This window comes from Streptomyces sp. NBC_00690 (genome assembly GCF_036226685.1).
GTDB lineage: Bacteria > Actinomycetota > Actinomycetes > Streptomycetales > Streptomycetaceae > Streptomyces.
Window position 1 is genome coordinate 5774908 of the sequence record NZ_CP109009.1, and the last position, 17493, is coordinate 5792400.

The following is a 17493-nucleotide window of genomic DNA, read 5'->3' on the forward strand; positions in this document are numbered from 1 at the left end:
CGGCAGGATGGACGCCACCTGTACGTACGTGTCATTCGCTTACGTACTGAAGACAACCGCTGGAGACACCTGGTGAGTTCCCCAGATCCGCAGGTTCGCGGAGCGCGAAACCGCTCAACCCCGACCCCGGGCGAGGGGCCATCGGGCCGAGGTCCCATCGTCGCGATCACCGGTGCCGCCACCGGCATCGGTGATCTTCTCGCCCGACGACTGGCCGCGTCAGAGGAGGTCAAGGAGGTCATCGCCATCGACGAGCGCCGCGGTGAGGTCGCCGAGGCGCAGTGGCACATCCTGGATGTACGAGATCCGGCCATCGCGGAGAAGCTGCGCGGGGCCGATGTCGTCGTGCACCTGGCACTCGACCTCGACCTGGAGACCGATGCGGCGGCACGTACTGCGTATAACGTACGCGGTACGCAGACCGTGCTCACGGCGGCTGCTGCTGCGGGCGTGCATCGGGTCGTCCTGTGCACATCGGCCATGGTGTACGGAGCGCTCCCGGACAATGACGTTCCGCTGTCGGAGGACGCCGAGTTGCGCGCCACCGCCGAGGCGACGGGCGTCGGTGATCTCCTGGAGATCGAACGGCTCGCCCGACGCGCGCCCCGAGCCCATCCCGGGCTCAATGTGACGGTGGTCAGGCCCACGGTGCTAGTCGGCGGCACCGACACCGCTCTCACCCGCTACTTCGAGTCCCCGCGGCTGCTCGTGGTGGCCGGATCGCGTCCCGCGTGGCAGTTCTGCCATGTCGAAGACCTGGTGAGCGCGCTGGAGTACGCGGCGCTTGAGAAGGTCGAGGGCGAGCTCGCCGTGGGATGCGACGGCTGGCTGGAGCAGGACGACGTCGAGGAGCTCAGCGGCATCCGACGGATGGAGTTGCCCTCGGCCGTCGCCCTGGGGGCGGCTGCCAGGCTGCACCGCATCGGACTGACCCCCTCACCCGCCGGTGACCTCGCCTACACGATGCATCCGTGGGTCGTCAGCGTGAGCCGTCTCCACGATGCCGGCTGGCGTCCGCAGTGGACCAACGAGGAGGTTCTCGCCGCCCTCCTCGACGAAGTGGAGGGTCGTCACACCGTCGCGGGGCGCCGTCTCGGCCGCAAGGACGCGACCGCTGCGGGAGCCGCCGGGGCAACGGTCGCCCTGCTGGGTACGGCCGCGCTCGTGCGTCGCGCCCGCAAGGCGCGCCGACGGCTGTAGCCGGGGTCCGGGCAACCCGGTACGGTTCCCGGGCCCCGGCCTCGGCGACCCGCGGTGTCCTGCGCTGTCGGTGGCGTGGGGCACGATGAGGGCATGGCCACTACGTACGACCACCCCGGTGAGCGGGCGGCGGAAGATCCCGTCCGGCTCATCGCGGTCCGTGACACCCCCCTCTCCCTGGATGAGGTCTTCGCCGCCGTCAGCGATGAGTCGGCGGGCGGCACCGCGCTGTTCGTCGGCACCGTGCGCGACCACGACGGCGGCGCGGACGTCGCGGAGCTCGGGTATTCCTCCCACCCCTCGGCGGAGGCCGAGATGAAGCGGGTCGCGGAGAAGGTGGCCGCCGAGTTCCCGGTGCGGGCGATCGCCGCCGTGCACCGGGTGGGCGATCTGCGGATCGGCGACCTCGCGGTGGTCGCCGCAGTCTCGTGCGCCCACCGGGCCGAGGCGTTCGCGGCCTGCCGCAAGCTCATCGACGACCTCAAGCGGGACGTCCCCATCTGGAAGCACCAGACCTTCACCAACGGCACCGAACAATGGGTTGGCGCGTAGCGCCGTCTAAATCGGGGTGGTGGTCGGGTGACGGGCGGGAGGTTGCCTTCTTGTACTCCTTGAGGCGTACGAGGTTGGGCCTTTCGGTGTACGCGGAGGCTTCCGCGGTTCCCGTACGGTTGAGGTGCCGGGCGTTGGAAGGCGGCGTCGTCCTGATGACGACTCCGTGGCCGAGCCCGGTCGGCAGCGGTGTGGCGAACGGCGTGTGGGGGCTTGGCCCCTCGCATCCGCGACGGCGTTTCGCGGTGGCATGGGGGAAAGATCGCAAGTGAAACCCCTACGGCACCCAAGCGCCCGATTTGCGTAACCGCCCCCCTGCCACGAGCGTTGAACGTGCAGATGGCTAATCTGCTGATCACTCGGTTGTTTGCTCATGGGGTAGGGAGGCCGCGATGGCAGCACTCGCCTGGTTGTTGATTCCGCTTTTCGCTGTTGTCGGTGCTGCGATATGGGGCGGCTGGGCCTCCCGGAACCGCACCACCGGTGATGTGGCCGAACTGGCCGGCTACGCGCGCTTCCGGGATGCGATGGAGAAGGCGGACTCCGGCGGTGGCCGCGCCTCCTAGCCGTATCTTCCCGCCGAGCTGATCCACCTCCGGTCCGTTGTGCAGGGGCTTGTCGATCGGCCCCGGTCGGACCGGCCCCGACAGTGCAGGGACGGGCCTGTCCCGTACTGTCGTTCCATGCCACGCCGCACTGCGACGATGCTCGCGTCGACCCTCCTCTTCATTGCGCTGCTGTGCGCAGGGGTGCTTCTTCCCGTGCCGTACTCGGAGATGTCGCCCGGCCCGACGGTGAACACCCTGGGGGATGCACGCGGCGAGCCCGTGCTGGACATCGAGGGGCGGCAGACCTACCCGACGACCGGTCATCTCAATATGACAACGGTCCGGGTCACGGGTGCGGACTACCGCATGAACATCGTGGAAACGGTCTACGGCTGGCTGGCTCATGACAATGTCGTCGTGCCGCACGACACCCTCTATCCGGACGGCAAGACGGAAGAGCAGTCCACCCAGGAGAACGCCGAGGAGTTCACCCAGTCGCAGGAGAGCGCCAAGGTCGCTGCGCTGAAGCAGTTGAAGATTCCGGTGGAGATGCGTGTCCTCGTGGCGTCCGTCCGCAAGGACACCCCGGCGGAGGGCCGGCTGCACGCCGGCGATCTGATCCGGGCGGTCGACGGAAAGCCCGTCAAGGAGCCCGGCGACGTCGCCAAACTGGTCACCCAGCGCAAGCCCGGTGACCGGGTCGTCTTCACCATCGTGCCCGCGAAGGACGCGGCAGCCGCGGAGAAGGCGCGCAAGGAGCCGACCACCACCCGCAAGGTCACGATCACAACGGTTCCCGCGCCCGGGCAGAACGACCGGCCGATCGTCGGCATCGAGGCGGGCACCGACCACACGTTCCCCTTCACCATCGACATCAATCTCGCCGATGTCGGAGGGCCCAGCGCAGGGTTGATGTTCGCCCTGGGCATCGTCGACAAGCTGACCCCGGAGAATCTGACCGGCGGGAAGTTCGTGGCGGGAACCGGCACGATCGACGACGACGGGAAGGTCGGCCCGATCGGCGGAATCGAAATGAAACTGGTGGGAGCGCGCCAGGCCGGGGCCCAGTTCTTCCTGACCCCGAGCGACAACTGCGCGACCGCGGTATCGGACGTTCCGGACGGGTTGACCCTGGTGAAGGTGGAGGCCATGGCCGATGCGACCAGGTCCCTGGAGAAGATCAAGTCCGGGGAGACCGCGGATCTGCCCCGCTGCTCGGTCGGCTGACCGGCGAGTTCGCCCGGCCGGGCCGCTCCCCAGCCGCCCGGCCCGACGAACTGCACACGGATGTCGGCGACCGACTGTCGACGCGCAGTGCGGCAGTGACCCACGAACCAGAGCGGTCCGACCTCCACCGGCCGGACCCGCCCCGCCCTGCTGGGCCGCGGCGAAGACCGGCCGATGACGGCCCCTGGCCCTGCGTCGAACCGCTACGCCTCGAAGGTCGCCGAGAGCGCCTCCGCCAGTCCGGGCACCAGATCCGATCCCGTCAGGACCTCTCTCGAAGAGTCCTTGTCCCGCAGACGCAGCGCCGACTCACGCGTCCCGTCGCGCAACACCGCCACTGTCATCCGTACTTCCTGGCGGTCCGGGTGGGCGGCCACCCACTGCGCCAGTGACGCATCGTCGAGTCCCTGCGGAACCGCTGCCTCGGCAGACGTCGGAAGCATCTGACGCTCCACCGTCAAGGCGCAGCCGGCGACCGCATCCGGCCATGCGATCGTGGCGAGGAACTCGTCCAGCGGCTTGCCCGCCGGGATCTCCTCCTGCTCGACCGGCGTCAGGGGTGCGGCGGCCTCGTCCCCGTCGAGCCCCAGCTGCGCCGCCAGCCCGGGTTCCTGGACGCGCAGCTTGGTCGTGTCGACGAGCGCGAACAGTCGCGCCGGCTGATCCCAGCCAAGGCCCGATGCGTATTCGTCGATCTCCAGGACGGCTCGGGTCAACGGGGTGGCCGCGATCGGCCCGGAAGGAACACCGGCGGAGCTGCCGGAATCGGCTCCACCAGGTGCGTTGGTGCTCTGAGCGGCTCCGGATGCGGACCCGGACGACGACGGGTCGGCGGGCGGATCGGAGGGGGCGGAAGAAGAAACATTGGACATGCCCAATATCCTGCCTCCTTCTGGCCCCGGGATGGGAACTAGGTAAAGCCTCAGTAAGTTGCACAAGTGGGCTCTACGATCGCGGGGCCCAGCTTGGCACGACCGCGTCCATGACCCACATGGCCGCTACCTCTACACAACCGCGAACTTCGAGGTGCGCACGTTGGCTTTCCAGATGCCGGACCGCGGCGGAGGCCCCCCGACCGGGCCACGGATCAGAGTAGGCCGGCCGTCCCGCCGCGTCCGCACCCTGCTGATGACGCTGGGTGTGCTGGCGGTCCTGGCGATGGCGTTCGTCATGTTCGCCGGCTTTTGGACCGACTGGCTGTGGTACCGATCCGTTGACTACTCATCGGTGTTCACCACCACTTTGTGGACCAAGGTCGGGCTCTTCGCCGTCTTCGGTCTGTTGATGGCGCTCGCCGTCGGGGTGAACATCTGGCTGGCGCACCGGCTGCGCCCGCCGCTGAGCGCCATGTCGTTGGAGCAGCAGAGCCTCGACCGTTACCGCATGGGCATCGCCCCGTACAAGAAGTGGGTGCTCCTCGCGATCACCGCTCTGGTCGGGTTGATCGCAGGTGCCTCCGCGACCGGTCAGTGGCGCACCTGGCTGATGTGGGTCAACGGCGTGGCCTTCGGCGAGAAGGACCCCGAGTTCGGTCTGGACGTGGCGTTCTACGCGTTCGACCTGCCGTGGTACCGGTTCCTGCTCGGCTTCGGCTTCGCGGCGGCCGTCCTCTCGCTGATCGCCGCCGCACTGACCCACTACCTCTACGGCGGGCTGCGCATCACCAGCCCCGGGGCCCGCGCGACCGCCGCTGCCACCGGACACCTCTCGGTGCTGCTCGGCCTCTTCGTCTCTTTGAAGGCCGTGGCCTACTGGCTCGACCGGTACGGGCTCGCGGTGAAGTCCAGCGACTTCAAGGCCACGGGGAACTGGACGGGTCTGCGATACGTCGACGCCAACGCCTATCTCCCGGCGAAGACGATCCTGTTCTGCATCGCCGTGATCTGCGCCCTGCTCTTCTTCGCCACGCTGTGGCGGCGCACCTGGCAGCTGCCGGTGATCGGGTTCGGGCTGATGGTCCTCTCGGCGATCCTCATCGGTGGCCTCTACCCGGCCATCGTGCAGAAGTTCCAGGTCCAGCCGAACGAGCAGGCCAAGGAAAGCCCGTACATCCAGAAGAACATCGATGCCACCCGCAAGGCGTACGGCATCGACAGCACGAAGGCCGAGGACTACAAGGGCAAGGGCGACCCGACCCGCAGGTCCCAGCAGCGGGAGGACGCCAAGTCCGCCGCGAGCTACCGCGTCGTCGACTCCAACGTCGTCTCGCCGGCCTTCCAGCAGCTCCAGCAGGAGCGGAAGTACTACCAGTTCCCGGACACGCTGGACGTCGACCGCTACCCCGGCCCGGACGGGAAGCCGCAGGACACCGTCATCGGTCTGCGGGAGCTCGACATCGAGGGCATCCCCAAGCGGAACTGGATCAACGACCACTTCACCTACACCCACGGCTACGGCGCGATCGCGGCCAAGGGCACGAGCGTGGTCAGCGACCCCAACAAGGGCACGGTCGGATCGCCTGACTTCACCGAATCCGGAATGCCCACCAAGGGGCAGCTCGGTTCGTACGAGCAGAAGATCTACTACGGCGAGAAGACCGAGCAGTACTCGATCGTCGGTGGTCCGCAGAAGGAACTGGACTACGAGGCCAGCACCGGGCCGACCAAGTACACGAGCTATCGGGGCAAGAGCGGCGTGAGCCTCTCCAGCGCCTTGAACAGGGCCGCCTACGCGGTGTCGTTCAGCGAGCCGCAGCTCTTCTACTCCGGCGCTGTCGGCGACGGGTCGAGGATCCTGTACAACCGCACCCCCAAGGAGCGCGTCGAGGCCGTCGCGCCCTGGCTGACCATCGACGGCGACGCCTATCCGGCCGTGGTCGACGGCCGCATCCAGTGGATTGTCGACGCCTACACCACGACCAACGGCTACCCCTACGCATCGCGTACGACGCTCGGGGACACCACGACCGACTCGCTGACCACCAACCAGCGCGCCGTGGTTGCCCAGCAGAACCAGGTCAACTACATCCGCAACTCGGTGAAGGCCACCGTCGACGCCTATGACGGCAAGGTCAAGCTGTACCAGTGGGACACCAAGGACCCGGTCCTCAAGACCTGGATGAAGGCGTTCCCCGGCACGGTGAAGGCGAAGAGCGAGATCTCGTCCGAGTTGAAGTCGCACCTGCGGTATCCGCAGGACATGTTCAAGGTGCAGCGCGAACTGCTCACCCGCTACCACGTCACCGAGCCCGAGCAGTTCTACAGCGGCAGTGACGCCTGGCAGGTGCCGGACGACCCGACGAACAAGGACAGCAGTGCGGTGCCCCCGTACTACCTGAGCCTGAAGATGCCGGGTGAGAAGGAGCAGAAGTTCTCGCTGACGACGACGTTCACCCCGGCCGGGCGCCCCAACCTCGGTGCGTACATGGCCGTGGACGCCGACGCCAACAGCGATAGCTACGGCTCGATGAGACTGCTCAGAGTCACGGAGACGGTCCAAGGGCCCTCTCAGGTGCAGTCCGAGTTGAACGGTGTGCCAGAGGTCGCCACGTTCGTTCGGGACCTCAGAGGCACCGACTCCGACATCGAGTACGGCAATCTGCTGACGATCCCCCTGGACGGCGGGTTCCTCTACGTTGAGCCGGTCTACGCCCGAGGTGGCAGTGCCAACTACCCGCTGTTGCGGAAGGTGGCCGTCGCCTACGGCGGAGGAAAACCCGTCTTCAAGGACAGCCTGCCGGAGGCGCTCAACGCGGTCTTCGGCGAGGAGGGCACCGAGGAGCCGACCACCCCACCGGGCGAGGACCCCACCAAGCCGACGCCCGACCCGACGGCGCCACCCGCTACGGGTGACGCGGCGCTGAAGGCGGCCATCAGCGATGTCGTCAAGGCGCAGGCGGAGATGGACGCGCTCTTGGAGAAGGATCCGAAGGACCGGGAGGGCTACGGCAGGGCCCAGGACAAGCTGGAAGCCGCCATCGAGCGTCTCGCGGCTGCCCAGGGCCGACCGAGTACGACCCCGCCGCCGAAGTCACCAGCCCCCTCGCCGTCCACGTCGACCTAGTTGCGCTGACGGCCCCCGTCCCATGGGTACACCCCGTGGGACGGGGTGGGCAGAGCCGGCGACAGCCGCTCTGATCAGGCAACATCCCGCGCCGTGATAGTGTGTGAACACAACGACGCGGGGTGGAGCAGCTCGGTAGCTCGCTGGGCTCATAACCCAGAGGTCGCAGGTTCAAATCCTGTCCCCGCTACTGAAATAAAGAGGGCCCGAATCCTTTGAGGATCCGGGCCCTCTTTATGCGTATGTGATCACGTGGGGAACTGCGCGTGGCGTGCTGCGAGTTGGCTCAGTAAGTGTTTGACTTGTCTCTCTGTGGGCATGTCGACAAAACGCTGAAGTGACCTCACTGGCTGCGGTATACCAGGTGTACGCGGGTTGCGGGTGGTGCGACGATGGAATTTATGGGGGACAGGGCGACTCTGTTGAAGACAGGGCGGTTTGTGCAGCGAAATGCCGTAAATGCAGCGGATGCAACGAGTTCCGCTGCTGACAGCATCGCCGGCACCACCGCCCACCCCGCCATGCGCCATCCCGCCTCCCTCGGCGCGGGCCCCGTCGGTCCCGTCGACCATGAAGACGCCAACGGGCCGACGGTGACTGCCGAGTCCACCGACGCGGTGGAGAGCGCCGAGACGGAGGAGCGCTACCGAAGGGCCGCCGTCGACGGCGACACGGCCGCCATGAGCCTGCTGGGCGCTGCCCTGTTGCGCCGTGGGGACCTCGACAGCGCGGAACCCCATCTGCGCGGCGCGACCGCTGACGGCGACCGTGCCGCAGCCAACAATCTGGGCGTCCTCCTCCACCAGCGGGGCTACGCGGACGAGGCGGCGGCCTGGTGGCGCGTGGCCGCCGTCGCCGGTTCCGCAGCGGCGGCCCACGCCCTGGGTCGTCACTTCCGTGAACGCGGTGACGAGCCCGCTGCCGAGTACTGGCTGCGCCAGTCCGCGGAACAGGGCCATGCCCTGGGCGCGTACGCACTCGCGGACCTGCTGGAACATCGTGGCGAGAAGGGTGCTGAGCGCTGGCTGCGCTCCGCCGCCGAACAGGGGCACCGGGAGGCGGCCTACCGGCTCGCCCGGGCTCTGGAGTCGCGCGCCGCGGAGGAGACACGGCCGGCAGGCGCAGCGGAGTTGATGCTGGGAAGTGGTCGAGCCCTTCCGGCGCGATCGGGCGAGGGCGGCGCCGGTGCAGTAGCCGTACACGACGGCGACCGATCCCCACGGGACGCCCACGGCAGCGCGTCCCGGGGCGGAGCGCGCCCCACAGGACAGAGTGCGCGCCCGGCGGACCGCGGCGATGACCCGGGCCAGGCGTCGAGCAGCGCGACGAACCTCGTGCTGACCACCCTCGACGAGGCCGCCCAGTGGTACCGCCAGGCCGCCGCACGTGGACATCGACGGGCTGCCCTGCATCTCGGGTCGATCCTGGAGCGGCGCGGTGAACTCAAGGAGGCCGGCCGCTGGTATCTGAGTGCCGCCAAGGACGGTGAGGCCAGGGCAGCCTGTGCGCTCGCCTTCCTGCTCCGGGACGCCGGGGACGAGGAGAGCGCCGCCGTCTGGTGGCTGCGGGCTGCCCAGGACGGCGACGGGAACGCGGCCAACGCACTCGGCGCCCTGCACGCGGCCCGTGGTGAGCCGCAGACCGCTGAGCGCTGGTACCGCGCCGCCCTGACCGCCGGCGATGTGAACGGCGCCTACAACCTCGGTCTGCTCTGCGCCGCGCAGGACCGCATCGCCCAGGCCGAGCAGTGGTACCGGCAGGCCGCCTACGCGGGTCACCGCGAGGCGGCGAACGCACTCGCCGTGCTGCTCCTCCAGGCGGGCGACCTGGTGGGCGCCGAGCCCTGGTTCTCGAAGGCGGCCGAGGCGGGAAGCGTCGACGCCGCCTTCAACCTGGGCATCCTCTACGTAGGCCGGGACGACGACCGTACGGCGCTGACCTGGTACGAGAGGGCCGCTGCTGCCGGGCACACGGAGGCGGCCCTCCAGGTCGGCATCGCCTTGCTGAGGGACGGCGACGAACTGGCTGCCGAGCGTCATCTGCGCTGCGCGGCCGGTGGCGGCAGCGCCGAGGCGGCCTTCCGGCTCGCCACTTTGCTGGACGCCCGACAGCCGCCTCCGGGCGCGCCGGCGCTCGGAGAGTCACTGGCGGAGAAGACCGAGTGCGAGGAGTGGTACGAGCGGGCCGCCGAACAGGGGCACCGTCGTGCGCAGGTGAGGGTCGGGATGCTCGCCGCCGCCCGGGGGGACATGACCGATGCGGCCCGCTGGTACCGAGAGGCGGCATCGGCGGGCAGCCGCAACGGCGCCTTCAATCTGGGCCTGCTGCTGGCCCGTGAGGGCAATGAGCGCGAGGCCGCCCTGTGGTGGACCCGCGCGGCGCGGGCCGGGCACGGCCGAGCGGCCCTGCGTCTCGCGCTCCTCGCGGCCCGCCGCGGAGAGCTCTCCGAGGGGCAGCGCTGGTGCGCTCGCGCGGTGGAGCTGGGGCCCGCCGAGGTCGCCGAGCGCGCCGCACGGCTGCGGGAGGCGCTCCATCAGGAGCTGACGGCGTAGCGTCCGCCACGAGATCGGAAGTGCTGGTTGGCCACCGATCCACCAGATCGGTCGCCAACCAGTAGGCGCCGTACGGAACACTGCCCGTCAGTGCCGATCCCCCGACCGCTCGGGCTGCCGGGGGCCGGTGATCAGTCCTGCGCGCAACGATCGGGAGCGCGGTCCGCCGGCGGCTCGATCGTGTGCAGCCGTGCGAACGGCACGACGGAGGCGAGCGCGAGCGCGATCACCCCCATGAGGACGAGGGCGAGCCAGGCGCCGGACCGCTCGATGGCGATTCCTGCCGCTGCGGACGCCAGCGATGCACCAAGGTTCACCGACGTGTTGATCCATGTCGACGCTTCCGTCCGGCCGGATGCCGGAACGATGGTGTCGGCGATGAGGTATCCGGTGATGAGGGACGGGGCGAGGAACAGGCCGACGAGGGCGAGGCCCGCGGCGAAGAGACCGAGTGTGTCGACCTGGGACACGAGCACCGCGGCAAGACCCATGCTCACGCATAGGACGAACAGCCTCCTGCCGACTCCCCCCTTCAGGTTCAGCTGGCCGTAGAGAAGACCTCCGAGGGCACTTCCGGCGGCGAACGCCGCCAGCAGCCAGCCCGAAGCGGCGACAGCATCATGTTGCGCGGCTACCGCGGGTGCTGCGATCTCCGCGACGCCCAGCACACCACCGACGCCCAGCAGGACGATCAGTACCCTGACGAACCCCGGTTGCCGCAGTGGCCGATCGCCGCGCGCGCCACTGTCTCCCCTTCCGCGTAGCGCCCGTGACGACGCACTGGACGTCATCGCCGCGGTGCCGCCGAGAACCGCTGCCGCGGTCACCCACAACCCGACGCCGGGAGAGCTGGCCACGATGACCGCGGTGATGATGACGGGACCACCGACGAAGAGGAGCTCTTCGCAGACCGCGTCGATGCTGAATGCCTTGGTCCGCTGATCACCCGCCGTCGTGAGCGAGGCCCAGACCATGCGCATCGCCGCACCCAGGGGTGGTGCGCTCAGTCCGACCGCCGCACTGAGGACGGGGAACCACAGGGCCGCAACCCCTTCGGCTTCCGTGAGGAGCGCGAGCGCGGCGAAGCCCGCGGCTTGGCCCGAGGCCATGGTGGTGAGCGCGGTCCGTTGACCGAACCGATCGACGGCCCGGGCACGCCAGGGGGCGGCGATGACATTGGCGATGCCGAAGGCGGCCGTGGCGAAACCGGCCTGGGCGTAGGAACCCGTACTTTCCTGGACGGCGAAGAGGAGGGCGAGAGTGCCCATGGCGAGAGCGGACCGACCGATCAGGGCGGGGAGGAAGGCGCGAAGCGCGCCAGGAAGGAGAAGCACTGCGAGCACGAAAGGGCTCCGATGATGTGCGACCGACGGTAAAGGCGAGGCCGTCGGGAATCTGACGGCCATCGAGGTCCGGAGGGCAGGACAGCGGGCACCCTCAACGGATCAGAACCTGGACGGGAGACAACCAGGACCGTCAGATGAACATCACGATGAACACCCGGGAAGGGTAGCAACCGTGGCCCCCACACCGCCCGGGCAATTCCGCCGACCCGCATCTCGGCGACGACCCCTGGAAGGGGGCGCCTTGGTCGCGGTGCGCTATGCGGCACCCGGTCCGCTCAGGTCGTTCGACCTGGTCCGAGCGGGGAGAGGGAGGCAGGAGCGGGCTCCTGTGAATGGATTTGCTCTGGCCGGCGGGGGCAGCGTAAGGTTAGGTTCATCGCCGCGGGGTGGAGCAGCTCGGTAGCTCGCTGGGCTCATAACCCAGAGGTCGCAGGTTCAAATCCTGTCCCCGCTACTGAAACGAAGGCCCGGACTCTTCTGAGTCCGGGCCTTCGTCATGCGCGGGAAGTGGTGCGTGAGGAATCACGCTCATCAAGATCAGATGCGGCGGGCCGAGGCTGGTGCCGGGAGCGGCCGATCGCGCTGTTCGTCGTGGGAGAGTGCGGCTGGGACGGGGTGGTCCCGGCTTTCGGATCAGGCGCCGGCGCATCCCGGACAGAGGCCGCGATAGGTGACCTCGACGTCCGAGATGGTGAAGCCGAAGCGCTCCGAGTCCGGGAGGTCGGCCAGCGGATTGCCCGAGGGGTGGACATCACGGATCGCTCCGCACCTGCCGCAGACCAGGTGCTGGTGCGGCCGGTGCGCATTGGGGTCGTACCGCTTGGCGCGGCGATCGGTGGCCACTTCCAGCACCTCGCCGAGGGAGACCATCTCGCCAAGGGTGTTGTAGACGGTCGCCCGGGAGATCTCCGGCAACTTGGCGACAGCCCGAGCATGCACCTCGTCGGCGGTCAGATGGACGTGATCGCCGTCGAGGACCTCTGCGACGACACGCCGCTGTGCAGTCATGCGCCAGCCGCGCCCACGAAGCCGTTCCAACAGGTCACTCATAAGGCTCAGCCTAGCAGCGGGATCCCCTGATCCCGAATGGGTGTGACTTTGGATGTTCACTTGACTTAGACAAAGTCCATCGTAGGATCGGCTTCGGTACAAGCAAGGGTCAGGAACGCAAGGACGCAGGAGGCGCACGTGACGCAGGGACCGCTCACTACGGAGGCCGGGGCGCCGGTCGCCGACAATCAGAACAGCGAGACCGCAGGCGTCGGCGGTCCTGTTCTCGTCCAGGACCAGGCGCTCCTGGAGAAGCTCGCCCACTTCAACCGCGAGCGCATCCCGGAGCGCGTGGTGCACGCCCGCGGGGCCGGTGCGTACGGCACCTTCACCCTCACCGCCGATGTCACGCAGTACACGCGCGCCGCGTTCCTCTCCGAGGTCGGCAAGGAGACCGAGACCTTCCTGCGCTTCTCGACGGTGGCTGGGAACCTCGGTTCGGCCGACGCGGTTCGCGACCCCCGGGGCTTCGCGCTGAAGTTCTACACCGAAGAGGGCAACTACGACCTCGTCGGGAACAACACCCCGGTGTTCTTCATCAAGGACGCCATCAAGTTCCCGGACTTCATCCACACCCAGAAGCGCGACCCCTACACGGGCTCCCAGGAGGCCGACAACGTATGGGACTTCTGGGGTCTGTCGCCCGAGTCGACCCACCAGGTGACCTGGCTCTTCGGCGACCGGGGCATTCCCGCCACCCTGCGCCACATGAACGGGTACGGCTCGCACACCTACCAGTGGAACAACGCCAACGGCGAGGTCTTCTGGGTGAAGTACCACTTCAAGACCAACCAGGGCATCAAGAACCTCACCCAGGCAGAGGCCAACCTCCTCGCCGGTGAGGACCCGGACAGCCACCAGCGCGATCTGCGGGAGTCCATCGAGCGGGGCGAGTTCCCCTCCTGGACCGTGCAGGTGCAGATCATGCCCGCGGCGGATGCGGCGACGTACCGCTTCAACCCGTTCGACCTCACCAAGGTGTGGCCGCACGAGGACTACCCGCCGATCGAGATCGGCAAGTTGGAGCTCAACCGCAACCCGGAGAACGTCTTCGCCGAGGTCGAGCAGTCCATCTTCTCGCCCGCCCACTTCGTGCCGGGCATCGGACCGTCCCCGGACAAGATGCTCCAGGGCCGCCTCTTCGCCTACGGCGACGCCCACCGCTACCGCGTCGGGATCAACGCCGACCACCTGCCGGTGAACCGCCCGCACGCCACCGAGGCGCGGACCAACAGCCGTGATGGATTCCTCTACGACGGCCGTCACCAGGGCGCGAAGAACTACGAGCCCAACAGCTTCGGCGGTCCGTTCCAGACCGACAAGCCGCTGTGGTCAGCCACCCCGGTCTCCGGTGCCACCGGAAACCACGAGGCACCGAGCCATGCCGAGGACAACGACTTCGTCCAGGCGGGCAATCTCTACCGGCTGATGTCCGAGGGCGAGAGGAGCCGGCTGATCGAGAACCTCTCCGGCTTCATCGCCAAGGTCTCGCGCGACGACATCGCCGAGCGTGCGATCAACAACTTCCGTCAGGCCGACGGAGACTTCGGCAAGCGGCTCGAAGCCGCCGTTCAGGCCCTGCGCGGCTGAAACGCGCTTGCCGTGTGAGCGGGAAGGCCGGACCCCTGTCCAGGGAGGTCCGGCCTTCTCTTGTGCGCGGTCGTTCCAGGGACACGTTCTCGTGGAACGACCGGGTCGGTCGCCCGGATCGTCGGACAGTACGTCAGGGCGGATCGGTCGGTACGGACGGGCGGCCTCGCTGTGCGCACAGGGAAGCCACCGGTCCGGTCACGTCGTACGGATCGGTCGGTACGGATGGGAGTCGTGGCCCTTACGCCGCGCTGCACTCATCGCGCGGTCGGGCCGTCCGGTCGAGGGTGTCGTTCGGTCGGCGCCGATGGTGATCGATGCCGTGGGGCGGTTGAAGTCCCCGGCCGTACTGTGGCCGGCCGTGGTGGGTGGTCCTGGTCGCGGTCGCTCCGTGCTCGGGTCGGCGGGCACGGCGGTCGTACCGCGAAGGACCGGGGGCCTGGGCGATCCTCGCCACCGGCGAGTCCGCGGAAGGCCCCGCTATCCGACGAGCGCCGCCCTTTGACGGCGCACGGGAGCCCAGCAGCGGATGATGTCGCGGACGGAGACGATGCCCACCGGCCCCTCGCTGTCGAGGACGACGAGATGGCGGAAGCCGCCATGGGCCATGGCTTCCGCCGCCTCCTCCAGCGTCCACGAAGGTGCCGCGAAGACGACGTCGGTGGTGGTGTGGGCGCCGGCGGTTTCTCGATCGGGGTTCTCCCCGATCCCCACCGACTTCAGGATGTCGCGCTCGGTCAGGATGCCCACGCCCCCGGCGTCACCGTCGAGGACGACGGCTGCGCCGACTCTACGGGCAGCCATCAGGCCGGCGGCCTGACGGAGCGTGTGGGTGGGTCCGATGGTGAGGACCACCGTGCTCATGGCGTCACGGACGAGCATGGATGGAGCCACCTCCTTGAGGGATTCGGGCCTCTTGCGGCCCTCGGGTGAACCCGTGCGTGAGCCCTTAGAGAAAGAATTCACAAGTTCACAAGAGGGTCGACTTTTAGAGTCGCAGCCTTGGGGAGGGGCAGCAAGGGGGTGCGCACGACTGGTTCTGAGACCTGAGGGGGACAGTCCGGTTGGGCGATCTTCGAGATCTCGGACCTCGGGCCCGGGATGATCTCCTGCCGCCGGGGCCGGGATATGTGCGCCGAGGTGCCGCCGCGCGGGGTGCCCGGCAACGAGGGCGCCGGCGCGGCGGGGCCGGCCCGAACTCCCAAGCTCCGAACCGGCGCAGGCCGATGGCGGCGCCCGTCGAGCCCGATCACCCGACAAGCCCATCGCCCAGTGAGCCCAGACGGCCTGTCAGGCAGACGGCCTGTCAGACGGCGGGCTCGTTGGGCAACGGGGTGATCAGCTCTGTCCGTGCAGATAGCCGAGCATGTCGGCGTGGAGCAGCCCGTTGGACGCGGCGCCGTTTCCGCTGTGCGGCCCGGGGCGGCCGTCCAGCCCCGTGAAGGAGCCGCCCGCCTCCGTGACGATGATGGCGTTGGCCGCCATGTCCCAGAGCGAGAGCTCCGGCTCGGCGCAGATGTCGATCGAGCCTTCGGCCACCATCATGTACGGCCAGAAGTCGCCGTAGCCGCGGGTCCGCCAGCAGGCGCGGGTCAGATCCAGGAAGCCGTCCAGTCGGCCCTGCTCCTCCCAGCCGCTCAGCGACGAGTAGGCGAAGGAGGCGTCGCTGATGGAGCTGACCTGGGAGACCTGAAGTCTGCTCGCCGAGGTCAGGGAGCGGCCCGTATAGGCTCCGCCACCCTGGGCCGCCCACCAGCGACGCCCGAGTGCCGGTGCCGAGACGACTCCGACCACTGGCTGGAAGCCGCCCTCGCCCTGCACCATCAGTGAGATCAACGTGGCCCAGACCGGCACGCCGCGGACGTAGTTCTTGGTCCCGTCGATCGGGTCGATCACCCAGCGCCGCGGCCCCGTGCCCTCGATGCCGTACTCCTCGCCGAGGACCGCGTCGCGTGGTCTGGCCCGCTGGAGTTGCCCGCGGATCAACTCCTCCGCGGCCTTGTCCGCCTCGCTCACCGGTGTCATGTCCGGCTTGGTCTCGACCTTGAGGTCCAGGGCCTTGAACCGGTCCATCGTCGCGGCGTCGGCGGCGTCCGCGAGGACATGGGCGAGACGGAGATCGTCGTGGTAGTCGGGCATGCCCTCACCCTATCGGGGCGACCCGGGCATGATCACGGCGAGCGCCGGACGGCGTCCGCAGCGGCCGGATGGCGGCCGGCCGGGGCCGAACCGTCGCCCTTGACACCCTAGGGCCGCGCCCCAAGTCTGGGTAAAGAGCCGTACGCGGGACCGGACGCCCGATCCGGGCCCCGCAGCCGGGGAGGCGATGTGCCGTCAGCCCGAGAGTCCCTGCTCAGTGCCGCCCTCGAAGCCCTGGCCCAACGGCCTTGGTCCGCGGTGCGGATGGGGGATGTCGCAGCCGCCGCCGGGCTGTCCCGCCAGACGCTCTACAACGAATTCGGGAGCAAGGGCGGGCTGGCGCGGGCCTTGGTGCGCCGCGAAGCCGACGCCTATCTCCATGGCGTCGACCGACTTCTGGCCGCCGCCGTTCCGGGAGGCCCCCCCGACGTGGGCCATCGGCGTCGGGAGGCTCTCGCCGAGTGGACGATCCAAGAGGCGAGCGAGAACCGGCTGCTGCGTGCCCTTCTCACCGGCTGCTGGGGCGATCGGCTTCCCGAGCCGGGGATCTCGCCTGATGGCGGACCCGCCGATGCCGGCCCGCTGACACCGGGTGCGATGGTCGCCCTGGTGCGGGACCGCCTCTGCGCCACTCTGGCGGCGGACGGTTTCGACTGCGCCGTACCCCGGGAGTCGCCCGATTCCGCTCACGGCTGCGAGTTCGCGGTCCGGCTCACCCTGTCCCACGTCGTCGCCCCGGCTCCGGTGGGGGAGGCCCGTACCGCTGTGGGTCCGTTGCTGTGCCCCGTCGCCGACTGACCTCGAAGTTCCCGTATTCAGGCACTCACGCACTCAGTTGGCTCGGTGCACTCGGTGCACTCGGTGCACTCGGTGCGCTCGGTGCACTCGGTGCGCTCAGTGCGCCGAGCCCGACAGCTGGAGCCCGATGACACCGATGATCACGAAGGAGATCGAGACGATCTTGAGCGCGGAGACCACGTCGTCCAGGAACACCATGCCGTAGATCGCCGTGCCCGCCGCGCCGATCCCGGTCCACACCGCGTACGCAGGGCCCACATCGAGCTTCTTCAGCGCCAGGGTTAACAATCCGAAGCTGCCGAGGGCGAAGGCGGCGAAGGCGATGGTCGGCCAGAGGCGGGTGAACCCGTGCGAGAGCTTCAGACAGACGGCGAACCCCGTCTCCAGGATTCCGGCGACCACCACGAGCAGCCACGCCATCGCGCCTCCAACAGTCGGTGACTGCTTCGTGAGACTTCATCAGTCTTCAATAGACTTCGTCGGACTTGA

General features: G+C 68.7%; 14 protein-coding genes and 2 tRNA genes. 10 read left to right on the forward strand and 6 right to left on the reverse strand.

All coding sequences use genetic code 11. From position 1 onward, the window contains the following. Positions 1–72 precede the first annotated feature (72 nt). The 4 genes from OID54_RS25460 (at position 73) to OID54_RS25475 (ending at position 3527) form a co-directional block, all read left to right on the forward strand. Positions 73–1200 (forward strand): SDR family oxidoreductase, encoded by a 1128-nt coding sequence (locus OID54_RS25460; protein ID WP_329023112.1) that lies wholly within the window; start codon positions 73–75, stop codon positions 1198–1200. A gap of 93 nt (positions 1201–1293) precedes the next feature. Further along, positions 1294–1752: a molybdenum cofactor biosynthesis protein MoaE gene (locus tag OID54_RS25465; protein WP_329023113.1), complete on the forward strand. Its 459-nt coding sequence runs from the start codon at positions 1294–1296 to the stop codon at positions 1750–1752. 392 nt (positions 1753–2144) lie between these two features. Further along, positions 2145–2318 (forward strand): hypothetical protein, encoded by a 174-nt coding sequence (locus OID54_RS25470; protein WP_329023115.1) that lies wholly within the window; start codon positions 2145–2147, stop codon positions 2316–2318. Positions 2319–2435: 117 nt separating this feature from the next. Then, on the forward strand, positions 2436–3527 hold the full coding sequence (locus OID54_RS25475) for a YlbL family protein (RefSeq protein WP_329023117.1): 1092 nt from the start codon (positions 2436–2438) through the stop codon (positions 3525–3527). A 203-nt stretch (positions 3528–3730) separates the two neighbouring features. Here the strand turns inward: OID54_RS25475 and OID54_RS25480 are convergent, their stop codons facing one another. Next, on the reverse strand, positions 3731–4399 hold the full coding sequence (locus OID54_RS25480) for a PPA1309 family protein (RefSeq protein WP_329023119.1): 669 nt from the start codon (positions 4397–4399) through the stop codon (positions 3731–3733). Between the two features lie 175 nt (positions 4400–4574). Here OID54_RS25480 and OID54_RS25485 point away from each other — a divergent pair, with 175 nt between their 5' ends. The 3 genes from OID54_RS25485 to OID54_RS25495 all read left to right on the forward strand — a co-directional run bounded on the left by OID54_RS25485 (position 4575) and on the right by OID54_RS25495 (position 10081). Then, the gene (locus tag OID54_RS25485; protein ID WP_329027777.1) at positions 4575–7529 is read left to right on the forward strand and encodes a UPF0182 family membrane protein; all 2955 of its coding nucleotides are present in this window, start codon (positions 4575–4577) and stop codon (positions 7527–7529) included. Positions 7530–7645: 116 nt separating this feature from the next. After that, positions 7646–7719, forward strand: a tRNA-Met gene (locus tag OID54_RS25490). 202 nt (positions 7720–7921) lie between these two features. After that, positions 7922–10081: a tetratricopeptide repeat protein gene (locus tag OID54_RS25495; protein WP_329023121.1), complete on the forward strand. Its 2160-nt coding sequence runs from the start codon at positions 7922–7924 to the stop codon at positions 10079–10081. A 131-nt stretch (positions 10082–10212) separates the two neighbouring features. Here OID54_RS25495 and OID54_RS25500 read toward each other — a convergent pair whose 3' ends face one another. Next, positions 10213–11424: an MFS transporter gene (locus tag OID54_RS25500; protein ID WP_329023122.1), complete on the reverse strand. Its 1212-nt coding sequence runs from the start codon at positions 11422–11424 to the stop codon at positions 10213–10215. Positions 11425–11807: 383 nt separating this feature from the next. On the opposite strand from OID54_RS25500, the gene OID54_RS25505 reads away from it, so the two are divergent. Next, positions 11808–11881, forward strand: a tRNA-Met gene (locus tag OID54_RS25505). A gap of 179 nt (positions 11882–12060) precedes the next feature. Here OID54_RS25505 and OID54_RS25510 read toward each other — a convergent pair. Continuing rightward, on the reverse strand, positions 12061–12477 hold the full coding sequence (locus tag OID54_RS25510) for a Fur family transcriptional regulator (protein ID WP_329023123.1): 417 nt from the start codon (positions 12475–12477) through the stop codon (positions 12061–12063). Positions 12478–12615: 138 nt separating this feature from the next. On the opposite strand from OID54_RS25510, the gene OID54_RS25515 reads away from it, so the two are divergent. Beyond that, positions 12616–14067, forward strand: a complete 1452-nt coding sequence (locus OID54_RS25515) for a catalase (RefSeq protein WP_329023125.1) — start codon at positions 12616–12618, stop codon at positions 14065–14067. A gap of 480 nt (positions 14068–14547) precedes the next feature. Here the strand turns inward: OID54_RS25515 and OID54_RS25520 are convergent, their stop codons facing one another. Together OID54_RS25520 and hisN are read right to left on the reverse strand one after the other, a co-directional pair. Continuing rightward, positions 14548–14949: a CBS domain-containing protein gene (locus tag OID54_RS25520; protein WP_329023127.1), complete on the reverse strand. Its 402-nt coding sequence runs from the start codon at positions 14947–14949 to the stop codon at positions 14548–14550. A gap of 456 nt (positions 14950–15405) precedes the next feature. Further along, positions 15406–16206, reverse strand: coding sequence for a histidinol-phosphatase (gene hisN / locus OID54_RS25525; RefSeq protein ID WP_329023129.1), 801 nt, complete (start codon positions 16204–16206; stop codon positions 15406–15408). Between the two features lie 189 nt (positions 16207–16395). Between hisN and OID54_RS25530 the strand changes: the two genes are divergently transcribed. Beyond that, a complete protein-coding gene (locus OID54_RS25530) occupies positions 16396–17004 on the forward strand; it encodes a TetR/AcrR family transcriptional regulator (RefSeq protein ID WP_329023130.1) in 609 nt (202 codons plus the stop codon). A gap of 96 nt (positions 17005–17100) precedes the next feature. On the opposite strand, the gene OID54_RS25535 is transcribed toward OID54_RS25530, so the two are convergent. Further along, positions 17101–17424, reverse strand: coding sequence for a DMT family transporter (locus tag OID54_RS25535; RefSeq protein WP_329023131.1), 324 nt, complete (start codon positions 17422–17424; stop codon positions 17101–17103). Positions 17425–17493 lie beyond the last annotated feature (69 nt).

Coding starts and splice junctions, on each gene's coding strand:
- OID54_RS25485 (WP_329027777.1), top strand. CDS start 4,575: ATGCCGGACCGCGGCGGAGGCCCCCCGACCGGGCCACGGATCAGAGTA.
- OID54_RS25480 (WP_329023119.1), bottom strand. CDS start 4,399: ATGTCCAATGTTTCTTCTTCCGCCCCCTCCGATCCGCCCGCCGACCCG.
- OID54_RS25535 (WP_329023131.1), bottom strand. CDS start 17,424: ATGGCGTGGCTGCTCGTGGTGGTCGCCGGAATCCTGGAGACGGGGTTC.
- hisN (WP_329023129.1), bottom strand. CDS start 16,206: ATGCCCGACTACCACGACGATCTCCGTCTCGCCCATGTCCTCGCGGAC.
- OID54_RS25470 (WP_329023115.1), top strand. CDS start 2,145: ATGGCAGCACTCGCCTGGTTGTTGATTCCGCTTTTCGCTGTTGTCGGT.
- OID54_RS25520 (WP_329023127.1), bottom strand. CDS start 14,949: ATGCTCGTCCGTGACGCCATGAGCACGGTGGTCCTCACCATCGGACCC.
- OID54_RS25475 (WP_329023117.1), top strand. CDS start 2,436: ATGCCACGCCGCACTGCGACGATGCTCGCGTCGACCCTCCTCTTCATT.
- OID54_RS25510 (WP_329023123.1), bottom strand. CDS start 12,477: ATGAGTGACCTGTTGGAACGGCTTCGTGGGCGCGGCTGGCGCATGACT.
- OID54_RS25495 (WP_329023121.1), top strand. CDS start 7,922: ATGGAATTTATGGGGGACAGGGCGACTCTGTTGAAGACAGGGCGGTTT.
- OID54_RS25465 (WP_329023113.1), top strand. CDS start 1,294: ATGGCCACTACGTACGACCACCCCGGTGAGCGGGCGGCGGAAGATCCC.